General features: G+C 73.4%; 17 protein-coding genes. 5 read left to right on the forward strand and 12 right to left on the reverse strand.

Going from position 1 to position 24,118, the window contains the following annotated elements; all coding sequences use genetic code 11:
• The first annotated feature begins 60 nt into the window (after positions 1-60).
• From ACFYZB_RS14505 to ACFYZB_RS14515, 3 genes are all read left to right on the forward strand, one after another.
• Complete coding sequence (locus ACFYZB_RS14505) at positions 61-801, forward strand: response regulator transcription factor (protein ID WP_351208101.1); 741 nt, start codon at positions 61-63, stop codon at positions 799-801.
• Complete coding sequence (locus tag ACFYZB_RS14510; RefSeq protein ID WP_351208100.1) at positions 798-1,913, forward strand: HAMP domain-containing sensor histidine kinase; 1,116 nt, start codon at positions 798-800, stop codon at positions 1,911-1,913. Before ACFYZB_RS14505 ends, ACFYZB_RS14510 begins: the two co-directional genes overlap by 4 nt.
• Positions 1,914-2,216: 303 nt before the next feature.
• Entirely contained in the window at positions 2,217-6,035 is a 3,819-nt protein-coding gene (locus ACFYZB_RS14515; RefSeq protein WP_388758301.1) for a multifunctional oxoglutarate decarboxylase/oxoglutarate dehydrogenase thiamine pyrophosphate-binding subunit/dihydrolipoyllysine-residue succinyltransferase subunit, read from the forward strand.
• A 70-nt stretch (positions 6,036-6,105) separates the two neighbouring features.
• On the opposite strand, the gene fxsT is transcribed toward ACFYZB_RS14515, so the two are convergent.
• From fxsT to ACFYZB_RS14555, 8 genes are all read right to left on the reverse strand, one after another.
• On the reverse strand, positions 6,106-9,108 hold the full coding sequence (gene fxsT, locus ACFYZB_RS14520) for an FxSxx-COOH system tetratricopeptide repeat protein (protein ID WP_388758304.1): 3,003 nt from the start codon (positions 9,106-9,108) through the stop codon (positions 6,106-6,108).
• A gap of 90 nt (positions 9,109-9,198) precedes the next feature.
• Entirely contained in the window at positions 9,199-10,470 is a 1,272-nt protein-coding gene (locus ACFYZB_RS14525; protein WP_351208097.1) for an aKG-HExxH-type peptide beta-hydroxylase, read from the reverse strand.
• Positions 10,467-10,742 (reverse strand): hypothetical protein, encoded by a 276-nt coding sequence (locus ACFYZB_RS14530; RefSeq protein WP_351208096.1) that lies wholly within the window; start codon positions 10,740-10,742, stop codon positions 10,467-10,469. The genes ACFYZB_RS14525 and ACFYZB_RS14530 overlap by 4 nt, the downstream gene beginning before the upstream one ends.
• 91 nt (positions 10,743-10,833) lie before the next feature.
• Positions 10,834-14,202 carry an SAV_2336 N-terminal domain-related protein gene (locus ACFYZB_RS14535; RefSeq protein WP_388758307.1) on the reverse strand — a complete coding sequence of 1,123 codons (3,369 nt, stop codon included), beginning with the start codon at positions 14,200-14,202 and terminating at the stop codon, positions 10,834-10,836.
• A 7-nt stretch (positions 14,203-14,209) separates the two neighbouring features.
• On the reverse strand, positions 14,210-15,226 hold the full coding sequence (locus ACFYZB_RS14540) for an AAA family ATPase (RefSeq protein ID WP_388758309.1): 1,017 nt from the start codon (positions 15,224-15,226) through the stop codon (positions 14,210-14,212).
• Positions 15,227-15,398: 172 nt separating this feature from the next.
• A complete protein-coding gene (locus ACFYZB_RS14545) occupies positions 15,399-17,594 on the reverse strand; it encodes a trypsin-like peptidase domain-containing protein (RefSeq protein ID WP_388758311.1) in 2,196 nt (731 codons plus the stop codon).
• A complete protein-coding gene (locus ACFYZB_RS14550; protein WP_388758313.1) occupies positions 17,591-18,016 on the reverse strand; it encodes a CU044_2847 family protein in 426 nt (141 codons plus the stop codon). Before ACFYZB_RS14550 ends, ACFYZB_RS14545 begins: the two co-directional genes overlap by 4 nt.
• Before the next feature lie 121 nt (positions 18,017-18,137).
• Positions 18,138-18,317 (reverse strand): DUF6104 family protein, encoded by a 180-nt coding sequence (locus ACFYZB_RS14555; protein WP_003992906.1) that lies wholly within the window; start codon positions 18,315-18,317, stop codon positions 18,138-18,140.
• 235 nt (positions 18,318-18,552) lie between these two features.
• Here ACFYZB_RS14555 and ACFYZB_RS14560 point away from each other — a divergent pair, with 235 nt between their 5' ends.
• Positions 18,553-19,560: a DUF4097 domain-containing protein gene (locus ACFYZB_RS14560; RefSeq protein WP_388758315.1), complete on the forward strand. Its 1,008-nt coding sequence runs from the start codon at positions 18,553-18,555 to the stop codon at positions 19,558-19,560.
• Position 19,561: 1 nt separating this feature from the next.
• Positions 19,562-20,608 carry a PadR family transcriptional regulator gene (locus ACFYZB_RS14565; protein ID WP_388758317.1) on the forward strand — a complete coding sequence of 349 codons (1,047 nt, stop codon included), beginning with the start codon at positions 19,562-19,564 and terminating at the stop codon, positions 20,606-20,608.
• A 37-nt stretch (positions 20,609-20,645) separates the two neighbouring features.
• Here the strand turns inward: ACFYZB_RS14565 and ACFYZB_RS14570 are convergent, their stop codons facing one another.
• The 4 genes from ACFYZB_RS14570 to ACFYZB_RS14585 all read right to left on the reverse strand — a co-directional run bounded on the left by ACFYZB_RS14570 (position 20,646) and on the right by ACFYZB_RS14585 (position 23,964).
• Positions 20,646-21,212: a Clp protease N-terminal domain-containing protein gene (locus ACFYZB_RS14570; protein ID WP_388758319.1), complete on the reverse strand. Its 567-nt coding sequence runs from the start codon at positions 21,210-21,212 to the stop codon at positions 20,646-20,648.
• The gene (locus ACFYZB_RS14575) at positions 21,212-21,421 is read right to left on the reverse strand and encodes a helix-turn-helix domain-containing protein (protein WP_018571396.1); all 210 of its coding nucleotides are present in this window, start codon (positions 21,419-21,421) and stop codon (positions 21,212-21,214) included. The genes ACFYZB_RS14570 and ACFYZB_RS14575 overlap by 1 nt, the downstream gene beginning before the upstream one ends.
• A 124-nt stretch (positions 21,422-21,545) precedes the next feature.
• On the reverse strand, positions 21,546-22,511 hold the full coding sequence (locus ACFYZB_RS14580; protein WP_388758321.1) for a zinc-binding dehydrogenase: 966 nt from the start codon (positions 22,509-22,511) through the stop codon (positions 21,546-21,548).
• Between the two features lie 232 nt (positions 22,512-22,743).
• The gene (locus ACFYZB_RS14585; protein WP_388758323.1) at positions 22,744-23,964 is read right to left on the reverse strand and encodes an NADP-dependent malic enzyme; all 1,221 of its coding nucleotides are present in this window, start codon (positions 23,962-23,964) and stop codon (positions 22,744-22,746) included.
• Between the last annotated feature and the right edge of the window lie 154 nt (positions 23,965-24,118).

Below are 24,118 nucleotides of genomic sequence, written 5' to 3' on the forward strand. Positions count from 1 at the left end.
GTCAATCGCAGACATGGGATCACCCCACGGGTTCCGGAAAGCAACAAGCAGGGGCGGGCGATGGAGCAGACACACACCTCCCAGAGCGGCGCGGCGACGACCACCCCGGGCGCACAGCGCCGGGTGCTGGTCGTCGAGGACGATCCCACGATCGTCGACGCCATCGCGGCCCGGCTGCGCGCCGAGGGATTTCTCGTACAGACCGCGTCGGACGGCCCGGCCGCCGTCGACACGGCCGAGGCCTGGCAGCCCGACCTGCTGATCCTCGACATCATGCTGCCGGGCTTCGACGGCCTGGAGGTCTGCCGGCGCGTGCAGGCGCAGCGCCCGGTGCCGGTGCTGATGCTGACCGCGCGCGACGACGAGACGGACATGCTGGTCGGTCTCGGGGTCGGCGCGGACGACTACATGACCAAGCCGTTCTCCATGCGGGAGCTGGCCGCACGCGTGCACGTGCTGCTGCGCCGGGTGGAGCGGGCGGCCATCGCCGCGTCCACGCCGCGCTCCGGCATCCTGCGGCTCGGTGAGCTGGAGATCGACCACGCACAGCGCCGGGTGCGGGTGAAGTCCGAGGACGTCCACCTCACGCCCACCGAGTTCGACCTCCTGGTGTGCCTGGCGAACACCCCGCGCGCGGTGCTCTCCCGGGAGCAGCTGCTGGCCGAGGTGTGGGACTGGGCGGACGCCTCCGGCACCCGTACGGTCGACAGCCACATCAAGGCGCTGCGCCGGAAGATCGGCGCCGAGCGGATCCGCACGGTGCACGGCGTCGGGTACGCGCTGGAGACGCCCACCCCATGAGCGCCGACGGGCGGCAGGCCGCACGGAGGAGCCCCGGGGACGATCCCTGGGGCGGCGTACGCCCGTTCTCGATCAAGACCAAGCTGGGCGCGCTCGTCGTCATCTCGGTGCTGATCACCACCGGTCTGTCGATGATCGCGGTGCACACCAAGACCGAGCTGCGCTTCATCACGGTCTTCTCCATGATCGCCACCCTGCTGATCACGCAGTTCGTGGCGCACTCGCTCACCATGCCGCTGGACGAGATGAACACGGTGGCGCGGTCGATCTCCGAGGGTGACTACACCCGCCGGGTGAGCGACGGGCGCCGGGACGAGCTGGGCGACCTCGCCCAGACGATCAACGTCATGGCGGACGAGCTGGAGGCCCAGGACCGCCAGCGCAAAGAGCTGGTCGCGAACGTCTCCCACGAGCTGCGGACGCCCATCGCGGGCCTGCGCGCGGTGCTGGAGAACATCGTCGACGGGGTCACCGAGGCCGACCCCGAGACCATGCGGACGGCCCTGAAGCAGACCGAGCGGCTCGGCCGGCTGGTGGAGACCCTGCTGGACCTGTCCCGGCTCGACAACGGCGTCGTACCGCTGAAGATGCGGCGCTTCGAGGTGTGGCCGTACCTCTCGGGCGTGCTGAAGGAGGCCAACATGGTGGCCTCGGCGCGCGCGGGCATCGCCTCGGGCTCCGGCAGCCACACCCGTACGGACGTCCATCTGCACCTGGACGTCTCCCCGCCGGAGCTGACCGCGCACGCCGATCCCGAGCGCATCCACCAGGTCGTCGCCAACCTGATCGACAACGCGGTCAAGCACAGCCCGCCGCACGGCCGGGTGACGGTGAAGGCGCGGCGCGGGCCGCAGCCCGAGTCGCTGGAGCTGGAGGTCCTGGACGAGGGCCCCGGCATTCCCCGGTCGGAGTGGCACCGGGTGTTCGAGCGGTTCAACCGGGGCGCGGTGACCCGGCCGCACGGGCCGGGCAGCGACGGCGGCACCGGACTCGGCCTGGCGATCGCCCGCTGGGCGGTGGATCTGCACGGCGGCCGGATCGGTGTGGCCGAATCCGAGCGCGGCTGCCGGATCATCGTCACTCTTCCGGGACTGACTTCCGTCCCGAGTTGACGTAGGGTCCGAACCGGAAGCACAAGATCCACGACGGTCGCTGCCGTTCCCGCGCAGCTGGACACGTGTGATCAGGAGCAGGCCCGCGCCACCCGTCGAACGAAGGCGCGCCGGGCCGGGACCGGTGCACCCTCCCACATGCGGAACCACGCTTGTTTCCCGCCATATCAAGCCCTGAAACAAGATTTCCGATGTGACTTACGCGACGATGACCTTGCTCGACCTGACCTTCCCGGCTGTGGAGGCGTAGCCTTTATTTCCGCTGTCCATCACCTTGTGAAGCGGAAGAGGGCGGTTGCCGCCGTGTCGCCACAGTCCCCCAGTAACCCGAGCGTCTCGACCGACGACCAAGCCGGGAAGAACCCCGCTGCCGCGTTCGGTCCGAACGAGTGGCTCGTCGACGAGATCTATCAGCAGTACCTCCAGGACCCGAATTCGGTAGACCGCGCCTGGTGGGACTTCTTCGCCGATTACAAGCCGGGCGCTCCTGCCACCCCGGCTGCGGCGGGTACTGCGGCCGCGGGGGCCGCAGAGACCACCACCACGGCCCCTGTGGCCCAGCCCGCGGCACCGGCCCCCCAGGCCGCCGCCCCGGCCGCTCCGGCGGCACCGAAGCCCGCCGTGGCCCCCGCGCAGGTCCCGGCTCCCGCGGCGAAGGCCGCGGCCCCGGCCCCGGCCAAGCCGGCGACGCCCGCACAGGCGCCGGCCCAGCCGAAGCCGCAGGCCGCCCCCGCCCCGGCCGCCGCGGCCCCCGAGGGCCCGGAGCTGGTCACGTTGCGCGGCCCCGCCGCCGCCGTCGCGAAGAACATGAACGCCTCGCTGGAGCTGCCGACCGCCACCTCGGTCCGCGCCGTCCCGGTGAAGCTGCTGTTCGACAACCGGATCGTCATCAACAACCACCTCAAGCGCGCCCGGGGCGGGAAGATCTCCTTCACGCACCTGATCGGGTACGCGATGGTGCAGGCCATCAAGGCCATGCCGTCGATGAACTGGTCCTTCGGCGAGAAGGACGGCAAGCCGACCCTCGTCAAGCCGCCGCACGTCAACCTCGGCCTGGCCATCGACCTGGTGAAGCCCAACGGCGACCGCCAGCTGGTCGTCGCGGCCATCAAGAAGGCCGAGACGCTGAACTTCTTCGAGTTCTGGCAGGCCTACGAGGACATCGTCCGCCGTGCCCGTGACGGCAAGCTGACGATGGACGACTTCACCGGTGTCACGGTCTCCCTGACCAACCCCGGCGGCCTCGGCACCGTCCACTCCGTGCCGCGTCTGATGCCCGGCCAGTCCGTGATCATGGGCGTCGGCTCCATGGACTACCCGGCGGAGTTCCAGGGCACCAGCCAGGACACCCTGAACAAGCTCGGCGTCTCCAAGGTCATGACGCTCACGTCGACCTACGACCACCGGGTGATCCAGGGCGCCGCCTCCGGCGAGTTCCTGCGCCAGGTCGCGAACCTGCTGCTCGGCGAGAACGGCTTCTACGACGACATCTTCGAGGCGCTGCGCATCCCCTACGAGCCGGTCCGCTGGCTCAAGGACATCGACGCCAGCCACGACGACGACGTCACCAAGGCCGCCCGCGTCTTCGAGCTGATCCACTCCTACCGGGTCCGCGGCCACGTCATGGCCGACACCGACCCGCTGGAGTACCGCCAGCGCAAGCACCCCGACCTGGACATCGTCGAGCACGGCCTCACCCTGTGGGACCTGGAGCGCGAGTTCGCCGTCGGCGGCTTCGCCGGCAAGTCGATGATGAAGCTGCGCGACATCCTCGGCGTGCTGCGCGACTCGTACTGCCGCACCACCGGCATCGAGTTCATGCACATCCAGGACCCCAAGCAGCGCAAGTGGATCCAGGACCGGGTCGAGCGCGGCCACTCCAAGCCGGAGCGCGAGGAGCAGCTGCGCATCCTGCGCCGGCTGAACGCGGCGGAGGCCTTCGAGACCTTCCTGCAAACGAAGTACGTCGGCCAGAAGCGGTTCTCGCTGGAGGGCGGCGAGTCCGTCATCCCGCTGCTCGACGCGGTGATCGACTCCGCGGCCGAGTCCCGCCTTGACGAGGTCGTCATCGGCATGGCCCACCGCGGCCGCCTGAACGTCCTCGCCAACATCGTCGGCAAGTCGTACGCGCAGATCTTCCGCGAGTTCGAGGGCAACCTCGACCCGAAGTCGATGCACGGCTCCGGCGACGTGAAGTACCACCTGGGCGCCCAGGGCACCTTCACCGGCCTGGACGGCGAGCAGATCACGGTCTCGCTGGCCGCGAACCCGTCCCACCTGGAGACCGTCGACCCGGTCATCGAGGGCATCGCCCGCGCCAAGCAGGACATCATCAACAAGGGCGGCACGGACTTCACGGTCCTGCCGGTGGCGATCCACGGCGACGCGGCCTTCGCGGGCCAGGGCGTGGTGGCCGAGACCCTGAACATGTCGCAGCTGCGCGGCTACCGCACCGGCGGCACGGTCCACATCGTCATCAACAACCAGGTCGGCTTCACCGCGGCCCCCGAGTCCTCGCGTTCCTCCATGTACGCGACGGACGTGGCCCGCATGATCGAGGCCCCGATCTTCCACGTGAACGGCGACGACCCGGAGGCCGTGGTCCGCGTGGCGCGGCTCGCCTTCGAGTTCCGCCAGGCGTTCAACAAGGACGTGGTGATCGACCTCATCTGCTACCGCCGCCGCGGTCACAACGAGTCGGACAACCCGGCCTTCACCCAGCCGCTGATGTACGACCTGATCGACAAGAAGCGCTCGGTGCGCAAGCTGTACACCGAGTCCCTGATCGGTCGCGGCGACATCACCCTGGAAGAGGCCGAGCAGGCGCTGCAGGACTACCAGGGCCAGCTGGAGAAGGTCTTCACGGAGGTCCGCGAGGCCACCTCCCAGCCGGTCGCCGCGGACACCCAGGCGCCGCAGGACGGCTTCCCGGTCGCGGTGCCGACCGCGATCTCCTCGGAGGTCGTCAAGCGCATCGCCGAGTCCCAGGTCAACATCCCCGACCACTTCACCGTGCACCCGCGTCTGCTGCCGCAGCTGCAGCGCCGCACGACGATGGTCGAGGACGGCACGATCGACTGGGGCATGGGCGAGACCCTGGCCATCGGCTCCCTGCTGCTGGAGGGCACCCCGGTCCGCCTGTCCGGCCAGGACTCCCAGCGGGGCACCTTCGGCCAGCGCCACGCGGTGCTCATCGACCGCGAGACCGGCGAGGAGTACACCCCGCTCCAGTACCTCGCCGAGGACCAGGCGCGGTACAACGTCTACAACTCCCTGCTGTCCGAGTACGCGGTCATGGGCTTCGAGTACGGCTACTCGCTGGCCCGCCCCGACGCGCTCGTGATGTGGGAGGCGCAGTTCGGTGACTTCGTCAACGGCGCGCAGACGGTGGTCGACGAGTACATCTCGGCGGCGGAGCAGAAGTGGGGCCAGACGTCCGGCGTCACGCTGCTGCTCCCCCACGGCTACGAGGGCCAGGGCCCGGACCACTCCTCGGCCCGTGTCGAGCGGTTCCTCCAGCTGTGCGCCCAGAACAACATGACGGTCGCGATGCCGACCCTGCCGTCGAACTACTTCCACCTCCTGCGGTGGCAGGTGCACAACCCGCACCACAAGCCGCTGGTGGTCTTCACCCCGAAGTCGATGCTGCGCCTCAAGGCCGCCGCGTCGAAGACGGAGGAGTTCACGTCGGGCCAGTTCCGCCCCGTCATCGGCGACGCGACGGTCGACCCGGCCGCGGTCCGCAAGGTCGTCTTCTGCGCGGGCAAGGTCTACTACGACCTGGAGGCCGAGCGGGTCAAGCGCGGTGTCACGGACACGGCGATCATCCGTCTCGAGCGGCTGTACCCGCTGCCGGGTGCCGAGCTCCAGGCGGAGATCAAGAAGTACCCGAACGCCGAGAAGTACCTGTGGACGCAGGAGGAGCCGGCGAACCAGGGTGCCTGGCCGTTCATCGCGCTCAACCTGATCGACCACCTGGACCTCGCGGTCGGCGCGGACGTCCCGCACGGCGAGCGGCTGCGGCGCATCTCGCGCCCGCACTCCTCGTCCCCGGCGGTGGGCTCCGCGAAGCGGCACCAGGCCGAGCAGGAGCAGCTGGTGCGTGAGGTGTTCGAGGCGTAGGCCCCCGGCGGTTCAGCCTCTGTGAAAGGGCCCGGTACCGAGTTCCTGCTCGGTACCGGGCCCTCGCACATCAGCCCAGATACGGCTCGAAGTCCCAGTACGGTCGGGTGCGTTGGCGGGCCGACAGGGTCTGGGGGTGCTGTGCGCCGAGGGTGCGGGTGAGGCCCAGCAGGCCGTCCTCCTCCAGTTTCCCGGCCTCCTCCTGTTCCCGCGCGGCCCGCAGGTCCGCGGCGAGGGCGATCATGCAGGACAGCGTCAGCGGATGGTCGTCGCCGAGGGCGTGCCGCGACCGGCGCAGGGTGTCGCGGCTCAGCTCCACCGCCTCCGTGATCCGGCCGTTGAAGTTGCGGGCGCTCGCCGCGTTCAGGGCGCAGCCGAGGACCCACGGATGGTCCGGCCCGAGCGTCGCGGTGAGACCGGCGACGGACGCCTCGAACATCGACATGGCCTCGGCCCGCTCGCCGGACACCTGCATCACCAGGCCCGTGTTGGCGAGCATGCCGGTGGCGACGGGGTGGGCGGGGCCGAGCAGGGCCCGGTAGCCGGCCTCGGCCTCGCCGACGAGGTCGCGGGCCCGGCTCAGCTCGCCGTGCTCCCTGAGGTAGTTGCCGTAGTCGGTGAGGAACGCCAGCGTGCGGTAGTGCTCCCGGCCGTGCAGCCGTACCAGCTGCTCCAGCAGACTGGCCATCGACGGCCCGATGTCCTGGGTGAAGCCGCCCTCCCGGCGCCGGCACATGGCCAGCTGGGCGCGTGCCTCCAGCGTCTGCGGGTGCTGCGGTCCGAGCACCTGGACGTGCAGCCGGACCACCGGCTCCTGGCGGGCCACGGCGTCCCGGTAGCGGCCCAGCAGGCGCAGGCCGTTGCTGACGGCGTTGCCCGAGTTGAGGGTGTTGATGTGGCGGGCGCGCAGCACGTTGTCGCGCCGGGCGAGGGTGTCGAGGTCGAGTTCGTAGCCCTCTGCGTACCGGCCCAGCAGCCGCAGGCCGACGCCCAGGTTGTGCCGGGCGATGAGGGTGGTGGCCTCGTCGGGGCCGAGGAGGCGTGTGGTGCCCTCCAGCACCTCCTGCTGGAGGGTGTGCGCGTCGTCGTACCGCCCGAGGTGGCGCAGGCCGTTGGCCATGGCGCTCTGGGTGGTCAGCTCGGCGAGTTCGTTGCGCCGGGGAGCTGCCCGGAGGCGTTCCAGGACGCCCCGGTCGAGTTCGTAGGCGTCCCGGAACCTGCCGCTGGCCCGCAGGATGTAGCTCTCCTGGCCCGCGAGGTCGAGCATGGGCTGGGCCAGCGGGTCCAAGGTCCGGGACCAGTGCTCGCGGATCTGCTGGGCCAGCTTCAGGCCGCCGCTGTACTCGCCGCTGCGGAAGCAGTACCGCAGGCAGTTCAGCACGGCCTCCCGCACCCGGGGCTGGTCGCTGGCCAGCGCTCCGGAGGGCTCCAGATGGGGCAGCAGCTCGGCGTAGCGGGGCCAGTTCCTCGTGTCCACGGGGTTGCCCGGGTCGGCCTCCGCGAGCAGCGTGTGCACGGCCCTGCGGTGCACGGCGCGGCTGTCGTCGCTGGTCAGTTTGGCGACGATGTCGTGGACGAGCCGGTGCATGTGCACCGACTCCTGGTGCGGGCCCATCTCGGCGCCGACGGGGCCGCGGGTCTCGCGGGTCAGCACCGAGTAGTTGACCAGCGTGTCCAGGGCGCGGGTCCAGGCGGGCAGGTCGGTGACCATCCAGCGCAGTTCCTCGGGCAGGTCCGCGTGCGGGTAGGCGCGGATCAGGCCGAGCGGGATGCGGCCGGGTGCGAAGGACGTGCAGAGGCCGAGGATGTCGATGGCCTGCGGCTGGGCACGCCGGAGGCGGTTGAGCAGTATCGACCAGGAGGTCATGGAGGACTGCGGGAAGCCGTCGCCGGCGGCGGGCTCGTCGACGGTGGAGAGTCTGCGCTCGCGCACCATCCGCAGGTACTCGGGCACCTCCATACGGGACTCGCCGAGCCAGGAGGCGGCCTGGACGAGGGGCAGCGGGACGTCGCCGAACTCGGCGGCGACCTCGTCCGCCTGGGCCGCCGTGATGTGCGGGGCGCGGCGCATCAGATAGCCGGTGGACTCGGCCCGCAGGAAGGCGGGGATGTCCAGGACGTCGGTGTGCTCGCTCCAGCCGCGGTTGCGGGAGGTGATCAGCACATGCCCGGGGCCCTGCGGGAGGAGCGCGTTGATGCCCTCGGTGTCGTCCCAGCCGTCGAAGATCAGCAGCCAGTTGGCGTACGGCTCACCCCGGCGCAGCACCTCGCGCACGGCACGGATGCGCTCGCCGGGTTCGCTGCCGATCCCGAGGCCCAGCTCGACCGCGAGCTCGCCGAACCGGTCGCGCTGGATGTTGCGGTCGTCGGAGTTGACCCACCAGACCACGTCGTAGTCGGGGCTGAACCGGTGGGCGTACTCGGCGGCCAGCTGGGTCTTGCCGATGCCGGACATGCCGAGCAGGGTGCAGGCGGCGGCGCCGCGCTCGGCGTCGGCGAGCCGTTGGTGCAGCTCGGCCAGCAGGTCGTCGCGGCCGGTGAAGCGGGGGTTGCGGCGGGGGACCTCGCCCCAGATCTCGCAGCGGGTGTCGGGGTAGCGGACCCGCGTCGTCGCTGCCCTGGGGGTGCGGCGGCGCTCCAGGCCCAGCCTGCCCAGCAGCCGCTCCTCGGCGCCGTCCTCGCTCAGCCCCCACAGGCTGGCCGGTTCCAGGACGGCGGTGGCGGGCAGCAGGGGCCGGTTGGTGAGGTTGACCGCGGTGAAGCGGTCGGCGTGGGCGGCGACGAAGCCGCGCAGGACGTCGTTCCACTCCCCTGCGGGGCGCGGGCCCAGTTCGAAGAACCAGTCGTCCAGGACGAGCAGGACCCGTCCGGAGGACAACAGCAGGTCACCGAGCGAGTCCTCCAGCGGCACCTCGCGCGGCGGGTCCCAGCGCTGGAGGGTGACCCGGTGGCCGTGCCGCTCCAGACACTGCGCGATCCAGGCCGCCCATGAGCGGTGATAGCCGGGGAAGACCACGAGGAAGTGCTCGGGCGTCCCCGTACCGTCCCCGCCCGTCCTCCGCTGTTCCGCCATGCGACAACTCCCTGTTCCACTTCCGCCGCCGTACGTCGTCCGCGGCATCTCCACCGGCCTCACGGAATGCGACCGATCACGCACACAGTGTTACTCATGCTCCTGGCTCGCCACGCCGAGCCGGGCGTGGGATCTGGCCATCTCCCGGACGAACTCCCCACCCGCTGCGGTCAGTTCATCGGATTCAAGGAGGATCGACAAGGCGTGGCCGACGTGCGTGCGGTGTTGGTCGTACTGTTCGGCGGCGCGCCGCCGCCAGGCCCGCCCGGTCCCCGCCGCGGTCCTGGCCCTGCACCACAGGTCGCTCAGCGCGAGGTGGGCGTAGGCCCCGTGGAGGACTCCCGCCACGGGCCGCGGGTCGGAGCGCCAGCCCACCCGGTGCACGGCCGGTCCGCCCGGGCGGAACAGCGGCACCAGCTCGTGCAGGGTGGTGAGCTTGGTGTGGTGCACCTCGTGGACCAGGGCCTCCGCCAGGTCGGTCCCGTCGGCCGGAAGCTGGGAGAGCATGGCGCCCGGCGCGTCCTGGAGGGTGGCACTCATGGCGGGGCCGCCGCGCGGGGGCGAGGACAGCGGCACCACGGCCCGCAGCACCGCCCCGATCTCGGCGACCCGCCCGGGGTCCGTCGCCCGGAGCACCGCCTGGGCCTCCCGCCACCGCCGGGCCCACAGCCGGTGGGCGGAGCGCGGGCGTTCGGCCGCGGGAAGCGCCGCGGGGCCGATGCCGCCGGCCGGCACGCGCTGGGGATGCAGATCGTCGAGTACGACGGCGCCGCCCGGGAGGATGCCGAGGGCCGACCAGCCGCGCCGGCACGCACGCCGGGGACCGGCCCAGCGCCCGGCGCGGGCGTACAGGGGCGGGGCGCTCCCGCGGCCGGGGCCGCCGGGGATCCGGATGCTGCCGGTGCGCCCGTCGAGGTGGGCCCGGCCGGCCGGCGGGTGCAGGACACCGAGTCCCGGCAGCACCAGGAAGCCCGTGGTGTGCGGGAGTGTCAGGTCGATCCGGTGGCCCGCGCGTACGGCCGCGGCGGCGGCCACGCCCCGGAACTGCGCGAGGTGGCGGTGGAAGGCGGGGCCGTCGGGCGTGCCGAGTGCCGCGGCCAGCCAGGCGCCGGTCATCGGATAGTCGACGACCGCGCGGACCGCGCGGGCGTCGGTGCGCTCGGCGTGTTCCAGCAGGGCCCAGTCGGCCTCGAACTCCCGGCGCGGGGTGCCGCCGCCGCGCTCCACCCGGACGAGGAGCGACTTGAGCAGGAGCAGCCGACGGGCGTGCAGTCCCTCCGCCAGCGCGGTCAGGGCGGCCGGGCGGGGCCGGGTCCCGGCGAGTTCCGCGAACGCCTCGCGCGGCACGGACACCAGGGTCATCCCGGTCGTTCCTCACCCCGTACGAGGTCCGTACCGGTGGCCGGAAACGAGCGGCCGGGCAGGTCGGGTTCCACGGGGCTGTAGTCCCCGCCGGTGTACCAGATCTCGCTGCGGCACCGGGCGGCCACCAGAACCTGGTCGACGAGCGCCGTGAGCCCGGGATCGTCCATGGCGCGCAGAGTGCGCAGGTCCACGCCGGTGAAGTCGGGCAGCGGCACGGACCGACCGGCTTCCTCACCCGGGCCGACCGCCCCCTTCGTCTGCTCCGCCACGCTCGGCTCCTCCCTGCCCGCGTCCGCCCCGCACGGCCGTCATGGCTGCCCAGTTCTTCCCGACAGGCCGGAGGCAGAAACCCTGGACGGGTCAACTCAGGTCAAGCTCCGCAGAGTTGGCCCACTCCTGGGTCCAGGGCCACCAGGGCGGCGCCAGCCGGTGCCACTGCTCCTGCGGCGCCCCGCGCGGCTCCAGTGCCGTCAGCTCCTGCTCGGCGCCACGGGCCAGCTCGACGTCGGCCCAGTCGACCTCCTGCAGCGCGCCGACGAGCCGCTGCCACTGGTCCCGGGCCGCCCGGTAGGCGCTGCGGGCCGCTCCGGTGCGCCCCATCAGGGCGAGCACCGCCCCGCTGCCGTGCCGGGCGCGGGCCGCCGTCACCGAGCCGGGCTCGCTGCCGTGGGCCGCGTTCGCCTCCCGCTCGGCGTGCTCGTAGGCCTGGAGCGCCTCCATCAGCACCGGGGCCCCGGCCTGGTGCCAGCCCTCCAGCCGTACCCGGGCCAGCTGGAGCCACGCCTCGGCGCGTACGGCGGCGTCGGCCGCCGCGCGCACCGCCTGGCCGAGCAGGTGCCGGCTCTCGAACAGGTCGGGCAGGAAACCGAGGTGTCGGAAGCGCTGGGCGAGTGCGCTGCCGACCAGGCCCTGGAGCCGGCCCCGCTGGGCGGAGCGGGCCGGCAGGGTCTGCAGCGCCTCGCGCAGCACCTGCTCGGCCTGGTCGACGACACCGGCGCCGTCGCGCGCCGAGGCCCGCCGCAGCAGCGACTCGCCCCAGGCGGTGAGCAGGTCGCAGCGCCGGGTGCTGTCGGCCGGGGCGAGCAGCGCGGCCCGCTCGTAGGCCGCGTCCGCGTCCCGGGGCTCCCCGGCCGCGTCGTGGAAGGCGGCCAGCGCGGCGAGGCAGGGCAGCAGCAGCACCGGGTCGTCCCCGGCGGCCTCCAGGGCCCGCAGCAACGCCTGCCGGATCTCGCCGTCCTCGGCTCCGGCGCCCAGCAGGGCGCGAGCCAGATCGAACAGCGCCGGGGCGCGTACGGCGTCGGCGGCCGCTTCGAGTTCCACCAGCGCGCAGCCTTCCCTCAGGTCGGGTACGGCGGCACCGGCGCGCCGCGACTCCAGCAGCAGCCGCCCCCGCAGCAGCAGCCGGGCCCGGTGCACGGCGACGGCCCACAGCAGATCCTCGTCGCCGGCCGCGCCGCCGTGGCCGGCTGCGTCGCCGCCGTGTTCCTGCGGGCCTGAGCCGGCGTCCCGGTGCCCTCGGGGGTCCCGTTCGGCGGAGGAGTCCCCTTCCTCGGGGGAACCGCGTTCGTCACGGCGATCGCCCGGGGTTCCACCGGTGTCCGCCACGCGACGGCGCGCCCATTCGCGCGCCCGCCCCGCCGGCCCCGGCCACGGCGCGCTGTCCGGGTCGAGCACCTCCAGTGCGGCCGCCAGCAGCTCGCCCTCCGCCGTGAGCTGCCACAACTCCCGGCGCGCGGAGGCCAGTTCGAGGGCGGCCTCGGCCTGTTCACGGCCGTCGGCGGCAGCCGTCCCCCGGGCGGCGGCGAGTTCGGTGACGGCCTCGCGCAGCAACTCCTGGCGGCGGCCCGTCGCGCGCGCGGCCGCCGTGCCCGCCTCCGCGCGCAGTACCCGGCCGAGCAGCAGCCGGGCCCGTACGGCGGCGAGCGGCTCGCGCGCCCCACCGGTCACGGCCGTACGGGCGAGGTCGCGGGCCTGCCGCAGCACCTCCGGGTCGCCGCGGCGCCGCCACTCCTCGAACAGCCGGCCGCCCTCGGCGAGCGGGTCGCGGGCCGGTGGCTCGGGCCGGTAGAAGCGCAGCACGCGGGCGGGGACCCGGGCGAACAGCTCGGCCTCGACGCTGCCGCCCTCGCCCTGCGCGCCGATCTCCGCGGGCAGCGATCCGGCGCCGCCGTCCGGGTCGCGGTCGGTGAGCCGCGCGGCGGCGAGCGCGGCGAAGTTCCGGGTGCCCCGGCCGAAGTGCCGCTCCACATAGGCCGAGCAGTGCTTGAGGACGAGTCCGGCGGTGTCCTGGTCGAGGGAGGACAGGAGCAGGTCCTGCACCCGGGGCGGGTAGGCGAAGCAGGGCTGGTCCTCGGTGCCGGGGAGCTGCGTCAGCAGTCCGCCGAGCAGTACCTCGGCCAGCTCCATGGGCCCGGTGTCGGGCAGCATGGCCCGCTGCACGAGCTGCATCACGGGCAGGGTGAGCGGGGCCGCGGCGAGGTAGACCGCGAGGCGCAGGGCACCGGGCGAGGCCCCGGCCCGGAAGGCCCGCAGCAGGTCGTCGTCGCCCGGCTGGGCGGCACCGGCGGGCGCGGGCGGCGGCGCCGTGCCGGGGCCGGTGAGCGCGGCCCAGGCACGCTCGCGGGTGGGGCCGGTGCCCGCGAGCAGCCGGGCGAAGGCGCCGAAGGCGTCCGGGGTGGGCTGCAGGACCGGCACCGGCCGGGCGTCGGCGGCCGGCTCCTCCCAGGGCTCGTCGTCGGGGAGGAAGGCCAGGCGTCCGCCGGTGTCGGCGTCGCGCACCAGCAGGCCGGGCTCCGCGGGCAACGCCGTACGGCCCCACAGGCGCGGCGGCAGCGGCTGGACGACGGCGAGCGGGGCGCCTCGCGGCCACCGGTGCAGCAGCCGCTGGGCGCTGCCGCTCTGCCAGAGCGGGCCCACGCAGTCGCTGATGACGAAGGTGACCCGGCGGCCGGTGGGGTCGTGCAGCTCGTCGGCGGGGCGCAGCCGGGTGCGCCGGCCGGGACCCGCGGTCGTACCGACGAGCGGGACGGGAGGGCTCCCCGGGTCCCCGGAGTCGTCGGCGTACAGGTGGTGGACGCGGACCGAGGCGAACGCGCCGGACTGCTGGCAGGCCTGGCGCAGCTCCTCCACCATCCGTCCCCAGACGGCCATCGCCGGGCCGGTGTCCATGAGGAGCTGGACGTCGCAGCGCCGGCGGCGGCCGGGCCGGGTGACGGGGAGCAGGATGCCGCCGGCGGCGGCGGCGCGGTCGGCGGTGGCCTCCTCGTCGATCCGCTCGTCCTCGGCACGGGCGGAGGCGGTCCGGTAGCGGCCGAGGGCGCGCAGCGCCTGCTCCAGGCCGAGCAGTCCGGGCAGCGCGCCGGCGGCGGGGGCCCGGACGGGGAACGCGGCCGGGGCGCCCGCGGACCGCGGGCGCGCGGGGCCGGAGCCCGGCGTGCGCATGTGCAGCGGGACGGGGGCGGTGGAGTTCTCCGGGCGGGACGGACGCGGTCCGGTGCCGGGGTCCGGCGGGCTGCCCGGAGTGTCCGGGGTGTCCGGCGGTTCCGGTGCCGCCGGACCGTCCCTCAGGTGCCGGCCGGGCTCGGCCGGGGAGGGCGCGGGGGCGTCGCGCGCCGGGCCCGTGCCGAGCCGCGGGGCCAGCCAGAGCGCGTCCGCCACGTCCTCGGCGGTGAGGTCGAGCCCGCCCAGGCGCAGCTTGCCGATCAGCTCCTCCAGACCCATGCCGGGCATCCGGCCATCACCTCGTACGGTCGAGCGGCTGCATGAGCATCTCGGCGATGCGCTCCCGGGTGAGGCTCTGGGCGCGCGGGTCGTGCCGGGTGAGGAAGAGGGCGTTGAGCAGCTGGTCGGCGGCGAGCACCTCGCCCGGCTCGCGCTCCAGGAACCGCCGGATCAGCTCGCCGCCCGCGGCGACGCCCTCCGGACCCAGGTGCGCCTCGACCATGGCGGTCAGCTGCTCCTCGCCGGGCGCCTCCAGCTCCAGCTGGACGCAGCGGCGCAGCAGCGGCGCGGGGAAGTCGCGTTCGCCGTTGGAGGTCAGGACGATCACCGGGAAGGCGGTGCAGGCGACGCGTCCGCCGCGCACGGCCACCCGGTCGCCGTCGTGGTCGAGCACCTCGACGACGGGCTCGCGCTCGGCGAGCCGCTCCAGCTCCGGGATCGCGAACTCCCCCTCCTCCAGGGTGTTCAGCAGGTCGTTGGGCAGGTCGAGGTCGCTCTTGTCGAGCTCGTCGATGAGCAGCACGCGCGGCTCGGCCGCGGGCAGCAGCGCGGTGCCGAGCGGCCCGAGCCGGATGTACGACCCGATCCCGGAGGGGCTCGCCGGGTCCTGGCCGCCGCCCCGGGCCCGCTCCAGCTGGACGTCCTGCAGGCGGCCTATCGCGTCGTAGCGGTACAGGCCGTCCTGGAGCGTGGTGCGGCTGACGATCGGCCAGCGCAGCACTCTGCCGAGGCCCAGTTCGTGCGCGATGGCGTAGGCCAGGGTGGACTTGCCGGTGCCCGGGTTGCCGGTCACCAGCAGGGGCCGGCGCAGATAGAGGGCCGCGTTGACGGCGTCGACCTCGGCGGGCCGGGGAGCGTAGGTCTCGACCAGCCGGCGGCGGACCCCGAGCCGGCGGGCGCTGCTCGGGTCCTCCGGGCCCGCCTCCCCGCTCTCCCGGGACGCCGCGAAGTCACGCCAGGGCGGCGGCGCCGGCAACCGCCGTACGCCGTCGTGCGGCTGACCCACTCCGCGGTAGATCCGCCAGTCGTTCACCTTGGGCTCCTCCCAGCTCTGGTGATCATGAAGCGGGTCCCGGTCGTCCGGCCTACGAGGCTACCGCCAGCGGGCCGTACCTGCCGAGGTTCGGGGCGGGCGGCGTTCACTTCCGGCCGGACGAACACCCTTGCGGATCAAGCGGGTTGACGGGGAGTCGGGTTCCGCACGGTCAGCCGCCGGGCGCGGCCTGCGGCGGCGGCCGCATCGCCTCCGCGCCGAACGGCGGCCGGTCCGGCGGGTCGAGCAGTACGGCGATCTTCCCGCACAGTCCTTGGGCGCGGGCGGTGTCCGGATCGGCCAGGCGGATGCGCAGGTCACGCACCGGACCGCGCAGCTCGCCCGCCTGCCGGGCCGCCTTCAGCAGGTCGACGGCCTGCCGGTGGAAGGCCCCGCACTCCTCGTGGTCGTGCCGGTCGCGGCGCCACAGCACCACCGGGTGCCCGGCCCGCAGCGCGTCATTCATCGCGGCCAGCCCCTCTCCGCTGCCGACGGGCCCGCAGTACACCGGTACGCACGCGTCGGCCATCCCGGTCAGGGCGCCGTAGTACGCGAAGCGGCCGCCGGGGCGGGCACCGGGCGGGTGCCCCTCGGCCGCCGGCCGGCCGTGCAGCGTCTCGGCCGCGAGCGGCCCGGTCCGCACGCCGTTCCAGCGCCGGCGCCATTCCGGGGAGGGCGCCAGGGCGTTGCGGCGCACGTCCCGGACGACGACGGTCCGCCGCATCCCGAGCGGCATGGCCCGCTCGTCCACCCACTCGTCCTCGGCGTCCTCGTCGCCCACGGGCCCCTCCCCGCCGGGCGGCTCGGGCAGCAACTGCCACTCGTCCACCGGCAGGTCGAACAGCCTGCGGGGCAGGAACACCTCGATGGCGGCCAGATGCTCGCCGTGATCACTCTGGCTCAGCGCCCGGGCCAGCGGCTCGCGCAGCTCCCGCACCAGGTCGTCGGCGCGCACGCCCCGGTCGTCGGCGGCGACCGGGGTGACGTCCTGACCGTCGTGGATCAGCTGCACGCTCCACGGGTACCGGTCGTCGTACATGGGCGCGCCGACCTTGACCAGGACGTCGGTCCGGGCGGCGGGCGGCGCGGGGGGCCCTGATGCGGGGTGCTCCTCGGCTTCACCGGTGCCGGACGAGCCCTCGTGGTCGTCGATGCCGTCCAACAGGGCCCGGACGGCCTCGCCGACCGCCCAGTGCCGGTGCCCCGCGGCCTGTCCGGCGATCCAGGACGTGAAGGCGCGCAGCCGTGCCGGATCCACCTCGTCCGCGTGCTCCCACGCCGTCCTGCGGGCGGCCTTCGCCGCGTACAGCAGGACGGCGTCCAGATCGACCAGCGTGCCCCCGCCGCCCGGCTGCACCGTGCGCAGCCCCGACAGCAGCCCGGCGCCCTCGCGCCAGGTGCGCACGTTGTGCGGCACCAGCGACAGCAGGCGCTCGCCGCGCACCTGCTCCTTCACGTCCTCCACGAGGTGGACGACCTCGCCCGCGCCGGCCGGCGGCGGCAGGTGCGCGAGGTGGCCGTACAGCCGGGTGCGCAGTTCGGCGTCGATCCCGGTGACCGAGGGCGCGTGGCCCGGCAGTTCGGCCTGGAGGGAGGTCCAGTCGGGGTACGCCGGGAAGGGAGAGGACGAGGTGTCTTCGAGGCGGCGCAGGTGGTGCAGGTCATGGGCGCGCAGCACCTCGCGCACCGTACGGCCCCCGTCCCTCAGGTCGAGCAGTTCGGACAGCGCGGTGACCGGGACGGCGACTCCGTCCCCCGTCCCCCGGCCCTTGATCACGCCGATGACCGAGCCGTGCCGCAGGTCGAGCACCGGGCCGCCGGACAGCCCGCCGACCGGGAGGCTTCCGGTGAGCAGCAGGGCCCGCGCGTCGGCGCCGGCGAGTTCCCCGTCGCCGTGCCGGATGCCCAGCTCGCCGGTCTGCACGGACCAGCCGTAGAGGCCGACCGGGGTGCGGGGGCCCGCCTCCCGGTCGGCCAGCCACAGACAGGGCACGTCGTCGGCGCCGCCGACCCGGACCAGCGCGAGGTCGGGGAACGCCCAGGGGCCCCGCTCCTGCCGCGCGGCCTCGGGACGGGGGGCGAGGAGCCGGGCGGTGCCGGTGCCGGTGCGCTCCACCCAGCCGCCGGTGCCGGTGCGTTCGGCCCAGCCGTGGGCGCCGGTGCGCTCCAGCCAGGTCACGCTCATGGCGCTCTCCCCTCGGCACACCGCGGCTCCCCCCTTCCCCACGACATGGGCACAGGTCAACAGCCAGCCCGGGGCTATGAAGAAGCCCGATCCCCAGTACGGGTCACGGTCCGTTGCATACCCGTCACCCGGTGCGCCGATGCGTGCGAGGGAGGGGCGCACCATCTCGGCGAAGGCGCTCATGCGGCCCCGGAGGCCGGGGAACGCGGCGGTACGACCGTGCCGCCGGGCTGCGCGGGATCGGCGCCGCCGGGCGTGGTGGCCGGTTCCGTCCAGGTCAGGGACACGGTCAGGGACGACTTGCCGCCGCCCTCCGCGATCGCGCTCACGATCTTGCCGGCCTGCGCCGTCAGTTCGATCCCGAAGCTGACGGAGACCTCGACGGGGGCCGGGGTGTCCAGACCGGCGCGCAGGGAGCGCACGACTCCGCCGACCGTGCCGGCCAGCCCTCCCGCCATGTCGATGACACGATCCCCGAGCGAGGTGTCGCGGTACCCCTCGCCGTAACCGTCCCCGCCCGCGCCCCCGTCTCCGTCCCGGTCCCCGATCCTGGCCCAGACGACGGTTCCGTCGTCCAGCCGTATCCGCTCGACTCCTCCAGCCATGACGCCCCCGTTCGCCGATGGGAGGAGAAGGCTAACTCCCGGGGAAGGGGAGGGGGAGAGGCAACGAACGATACGGCTGATGATCACCCCTGGCCCTGCTCCGGGGCTGCTGCTCCCGGGGCTACTCGTCGTCCTCGTCGTCGAGCCGGGCGAGCCAGGTGGCCAGCCGCTCTACGGGTACCTCGAAGTCGGGGTTGAGATCCACGAACGTGCGCAACTGCTCGGCAAGCCACTCAAAGGTGACCTCCTCCTCGCCGCGCCGCTTCTCCAACTCCTCGATACCGCGGTCGGTGAAGTACATGGGGTGCGTCTCCTGCGTGAACATCCATGCGGATGGTGGCTACAGGGACAGCGTATGCGGTCGGTCGCGCAGTCCCCCACGCCCCTCGGCCGCAGTGCCGCCGGGTTCGGGGCACCGCCGCGACCGCGGGCCGCCACACGAAAGGGTGTCTTGACTTCCGGCGGCCGCGATATATCGTGTTTCCCAGAGGACGCGATATGGCGTGTCGCATCCCGTGCCCGCCGAGGAGATCCCCATGCCCGAGTGGTCCGTCAACGAGCCCCAGAAGCTGACCTTCGACACCCGTGTGAGCGACCTCCAGGTCCGCATCGTCAACGGAACGGTGAACGTGGTGGGCACGGACGAGGGTTCCGCCCGCCTCGAGATCTCGGAGATCGAAGGCCCGCCCCTGGTGGTCACCCAGAAGGGCGGCACCCTCACGGTGGCCTACGAGGACCTGCCCTGGAAGGGCTTCCTCAAGTGGCTCGACCGCAAGGGCTGGCGGCGCAGCGCCGTCGTCTCCCTGGCGGTCCCCGCGGACACCCGCGTGGAGGTGGGCGTGGTCGGCGCCGGCGCGGTCGTCTCCGGCATTCGCGGCCCGGCGGCGGTCAAGGGAGTGACCGGTGACACGACCCTGGTCGGCGTCTCGGGCCCGGTCCACGCGGACACCGTGTCGGGCAACCTGGAGGCCCAGGCGGTCACCGGCGACCTGCGGTTCAAGTCGGTCTCGGGAGACCTGACGGTGGTCGAGGGCTCCGGCCGCTCCGTCCGCGCCGACTCCGTCAGCGGCTCCATGATCGTCGATCTGGACCCGGACGGCCCGACGGAGGTCAACCTCACCAGCGTCTCCGGCGAGATCGCCATCCGCCTGCCGCACCCGGCAGACGCCGAGGTGGAGGCGAACACCGCGAGCGGCACGATCTCCAACGCCTTCGACGGACTGCGGGTGCACGGCCAGTGGGGCGCCCACAAGATCACCGGCCGCCTCGGCGCGGGCACGGGCAGGCTCCGGGCCACCACGGTCTCCGGCTCGATCGCCCTGCTGCGCCGCCCGCCGCGCGAGGAGGACGAGACGGACACCCCGTGGGAGGGCCGGCCGTCGGAGCCTTCCGGTCCCGTCGCGCCCCCGAGGGACTCCGGCACCGCCCCCGCCGCAGACGCCCCGGCCACCCCGGGGGACAATTCCGTCTCCGGCCAGGGCGCCGGCGCCTCCGACGGCACCGACGCCCCGGCCGACGGCACGACCGACAAGAAGGTGCTCTGACATGCCCCCCGTCTTCGCCCACGGGCGCCTCCGCCTGTACCTGCTCAAGCTGCTCGACGAGGCCCCGCGCCACGGTTACGAGGTGATCAGGCTCCTCGAGGAACGCTTCCAGGGCCTGTACGCCCCTTCGGCAGGCACGGTCTACCCCCGGCTGGCCAAGCTGGAGGCCGAGGGCCTGGTCAGGCACACCACCGAGGGCGGCCGCAAGGTGTACGCCATCACGGACGCAGGACGTGCCGAACTGGCCGACCGCAGCGGCGAGTTGGCGGATCTGGAGCTGGAGATCCGCGAGTCGGTCGCGGAACTGGCCGCCGAGATAAGGGCCGACGTGCGCGGTGCGGCCGGCGACCTGCGCCGCGAGATGCGCGCGGCCGCCTCCGAGGCCCGCCGGAGCGCGAAACCGGGGACGGGCGCGGCGGGCCCCTTCGCGGAGTACGGCGACCCCGGCGACAAGGAGGCCTGGAAGGCCGCCAAGGAGGAGATGCGCCGGGTCAGGCAGGAGTGGAAGGAACAGGCCCGCCGCGCCAAGGACGAGAGCCGCCGGGCCCGCGAGGAGGCCCAGCGGGCCCGTCACCAGGCCCAGGAGGCGCAGGCGCGGGCGCGGGCCCAGGCCCAGGAGGAGATGCAGCGCATCGCCCGCCAGGTCCAGGACCGCGTCCAGGACCACTTCACCCAGGGCGACTGGCCGACGGGCGTCCGCGAGGGCCTGTCCGAACTCGCCAGGGAGCTGGGCGACTTCGGCAAGTACTGGGGATCTCCCCGCACGCCCGGGGAACCGGCCCCGAAGCCCGCCGCCACACCGTCGGACGCGCACTACACCTCCCCCGAGGAGGACTTCCCCGCCGAGTACGAACCCGCCTGGGCCCACGAGGACTCCACCGGCGACCCGGTCCGCGACCTGGACCGCCTCCTGGACCGCTTCCGTGACGACATCCGCGACACGGCCCGCGACCACGGAGTCACCCCCGCCCAGCTCCGGGAGGCCCGCCGCCATCTGTCCACGGCGGCGGCCCACATCGACACACTGCTGCGGATGCCGAAGGTCTGACCGGATGGGGAGCGGGCGGGTGCGCCGGGCCGGTGTCTCAGCCGGCCTGCGCCTCTCCCGCGCCGTCCAGCACACGGGTCACCGACGCGTGTGTCACCCCGTGGTCCGCCAGCACCTCGCCCACCACCCCGGGCAGGACGGTCAGCGCGAGCAGAAGGTGCTCGTCCCCGATGTGCCGGTCGCGGTGCCCGGCGGCGATCCGCAGCGACCTCTCCAGGACGCTCCTCGCGTCCCGGCCGAAGCCCGGCCGCCGCCCCGCCCACCGGCGCCGGCCCTTCGGGTCGCCCGACATCGCCCCGGCACCGTGCACCTCCTCGACCCGGGCGACGATCTCCGGGACATCGATCCCCAGCCCCGCCAGCGCGTCGGAGTCGGCCCGCGACAGCCCGCCCCGCCGCCGTGCCTCGTCCAGCGCCTCCCGTACGGACGCCTTGTGCTCGTCGAACCCCAGCGCGGCCAGCGCGAAGGAGGCACGGCCGCCCTCCCGGTCGAGGAGGGCGAGCAGCAGGTGTTCGGCACCGACGGTTGGTTCACCGGAGCGTTCGCAGTGGACGGACGCGCCCTTCACGACCTCGCGGGCGTCCTTGGTGAAGCGTTCGAACATCATTGCCTCCCGTACTTCTTGTGCACGGCCTGCCTGCTGACGCCGAGCTCCGCGGCGATCTCCTGCCACGACCAGCCCTGGTTGCGCGCGCTGCGCACCTGTACCGCCTCGAGCTGCTCCAGGAGCCTGCGCAGCGCGGCCACGGCGCGCAGTCCGACCCGTGGATCACGGTCGCCGGCGCGCTCGGCGAGATCGGTTGCCTCGGTCATGATGTCAACCTACGTTGACACCCCCGCCCACGTCAACCAGGGTTGACGGCCAGGGCGTGCAAAAGGGCGGGCCCGGACATCCGGACCCGCCCCACGGCCGCTCTCCCGAAGGGCCTCGGGAGACTCAGGAGTTGGTGAGCACGATCTTCCCGAACTGCTCCCCGGACGCGAGCCGTTCGAAGCCCTCACGGGCGCGGTCCAGCGGGAGTTCCTCGTCGATGACGGGCCGCACCCCGGTCGCGGCGCAGAAGGAGAGCAGGTCCTCCAGCTCCTCCTTGGTGCCCATGGTCGAGCCGACGACCTTCAGCTCCAGGAAGAAGATCCGGGTCAGCTCGGCGTGCGAGGGCCGATCGCCGCTGGTGGCGCCGGAGATGACGATCGTGCCGCCGGGCCGCAGCGACTTCACCGAGTGGGACCAGGTCGCGGCGCCGACGGTCTCGATGACGGCGTCCACCCGCTGCGGCAGCCGCGCCCCGGACTCCACCGCCTCCACGGCCCCCAGCTCCAGGGCCCGTTTCCGCTTGGCCTCGTCCCGGCTGGTCGCGAAGACCCGCAGCCCCGCCGCCTTGCCGAGCACGATCGCGGCCGTGGCGACACCGCCGCCCGCGCCCTGCACGAGGACGGAGTCACCGGGCCGTACCCCGGCGTTGGTGAAGAGCATCCGGTACGCCGTCAGCCAGGCCGTCGGCAGACAGGCCGCCTCGGCGAAGGACAGCTCCCTGGGCTTGGGCAGCACGTTCCAGGTCGGCACGGCGACCTGCTCGGCGAAGGTGCCCTGGTACCGCTCGGTGAGGATGGAGCGCGGCTCGTTCGGGCCGACGCCGTGGCCGGTCTGGCCGATGACGGAGTGCAGGACGACCTCGTTGCCGTCCTCGTCGACGCCGGCGGCGTCGCAGCCGAGGATCATCGGCAGCCGGTCCTCCGGGAGGCCGACGCCCCTGAGGGACCAGAGGTCGTGGTGGTTGAGGGAGGCGGCGCGCACCTTGACGGTGCTCCAGCCGGGCCGGGCCTGGGGAGCCGGGCGCTCCCCCAACTCCAGGCCGGTGAGCGGCTGGTCGCGGTCGATTCGGGCGGCGTAGACAGCGAACATGGTGCCGACGATAGGTGGGCCGATCAGCCGACGGAACCGCGCGAGCTTGTGACACATGCCCTCTTGCGCAGCAGCACCCGGTCGGCGCAGCCGAGCAGCGACGGCCTCCGGGGCACCCCACCAGCACTCGAGCCACCCATACCCCTCGGGGTGCCTCGTCACCACCCGAGTCGGGCGGCCGGATGGAAAGGCAATGGCCCCGCCCGAACGGACGGGGCCATGTGGCGCAACGTCAGCGACGCGCAACGCCCTCGGCACGAGCCGCAGCCGCGACAGCCGCCGTGACCGCGGGAGCGACCCGCTCGTCGAACGGCGACGGAATCACGTAGTCGGCGGCGAGGTCGTCCCCCACCACCGCGGCCAGGGCCTCCGCCGCAGCGATCTTCATGCCCTCGGTGATCCGGGTGGCCCGCACCTGCAGCGCGCCCGCGAAGATGCCCGGGAAGGCCAGCACGTTGTTGATCTGGTTCGGGAAGTCCGACCGCCCGGTGGCGACGACCGCCGCGTACTTGTGGGCGACGTCCGGGTGCACCTCGGGGTTCGGGTTGGCCATCGCGAACACGAAGGCACCCTCGGCCATGGAGGCCACGGCCTCCTCCGGCACCGTACCGCCGGAGACGCCGATGAAGACGTCCGCGCCCGCGAGGGCGTCCTCCAGCGAGCCGGTGATGCCGGCCTTGTTGGTGAAGCCCGCGAGCTCCCGCTTGACCGGGGTGAGGTCCTCCCGGTCCGCCGAGACGACGCCCTTGCGGTCCGCCACCGCCACGTCCCCGATGCCGGCCTCGACCAGCATCTTGGCGATGGCGACACCGGCCGCGCCGGCGCCCGAGATGACGGCCCTGAGCTGCCCGATCTCCCGTCCGCTGAGCCGCGCCGCGTTCCGCAGCGCCGCGAGCGTCACGACGGCCGTACCGTGCTGGTCGTCGTGGAAGACCGGGATGTCCAGGCGCTCCTGGAGCTGCTTCTCGATCTCGAAGCACCGGGGTGCCGAGATGTCCTCCAGGTTCACTCCGCCGAAGGACGGAGCGAGCCGGACCACGGTCTCCACGATCTCGTCCACGCCCGTGCAGTCGAGCGCGATCGGCACCGCGTCGACGCCGCCGAACTGCTTGAACAGGATCGCCTTGCCCTCCATCACCGGGAGGGAGGCCTCGGGACCGATGTCCCCGAGTCCGAGCACGGCCGTACCGTCGGTCACGACGGCCACCACGGAGGACTTCCATGTGTAGTCGTTGACCAGCTCCGGCTGTTCCGCGATCGCGGTGCACACGCGCGCGACGCCGGGCGTGTACGCGAGGGAAAGGTCGTCCTTGTCGCGGACCGGCACGGTGGCCTGCACGGCCATCTTGCCGCCGCGGTGCAGCGCGAACACCGGATCGAAGGAATCGAGGGGCTCGGCCCCGTCCTGATCCGCACTGTTGTCGCTGCGAGGATTGACGATCTCCGCTGCCACTTCGTTTTACCCCTTAGGTATGCATGGTTTGAGGGTCGACCACTCCTGGTGAGGGGTGGGCGGGCACCGCGCACCGCCCGATTGCTGATACGTACGGGCCATACGCGACGGGCGCGCCGCACACGCGCCCTGAGCCCCGGATGAGGGGTGTAAA

Origin of the sequence: Streptomyces sp. NPDC001852, assembly GCF_042891825.1 — a bacterium.
Lineage (GTDB): Bacteria > Actinomycetota > Actinomycetes > Streptomycetales > Streptomycetaceae > Streptomyces.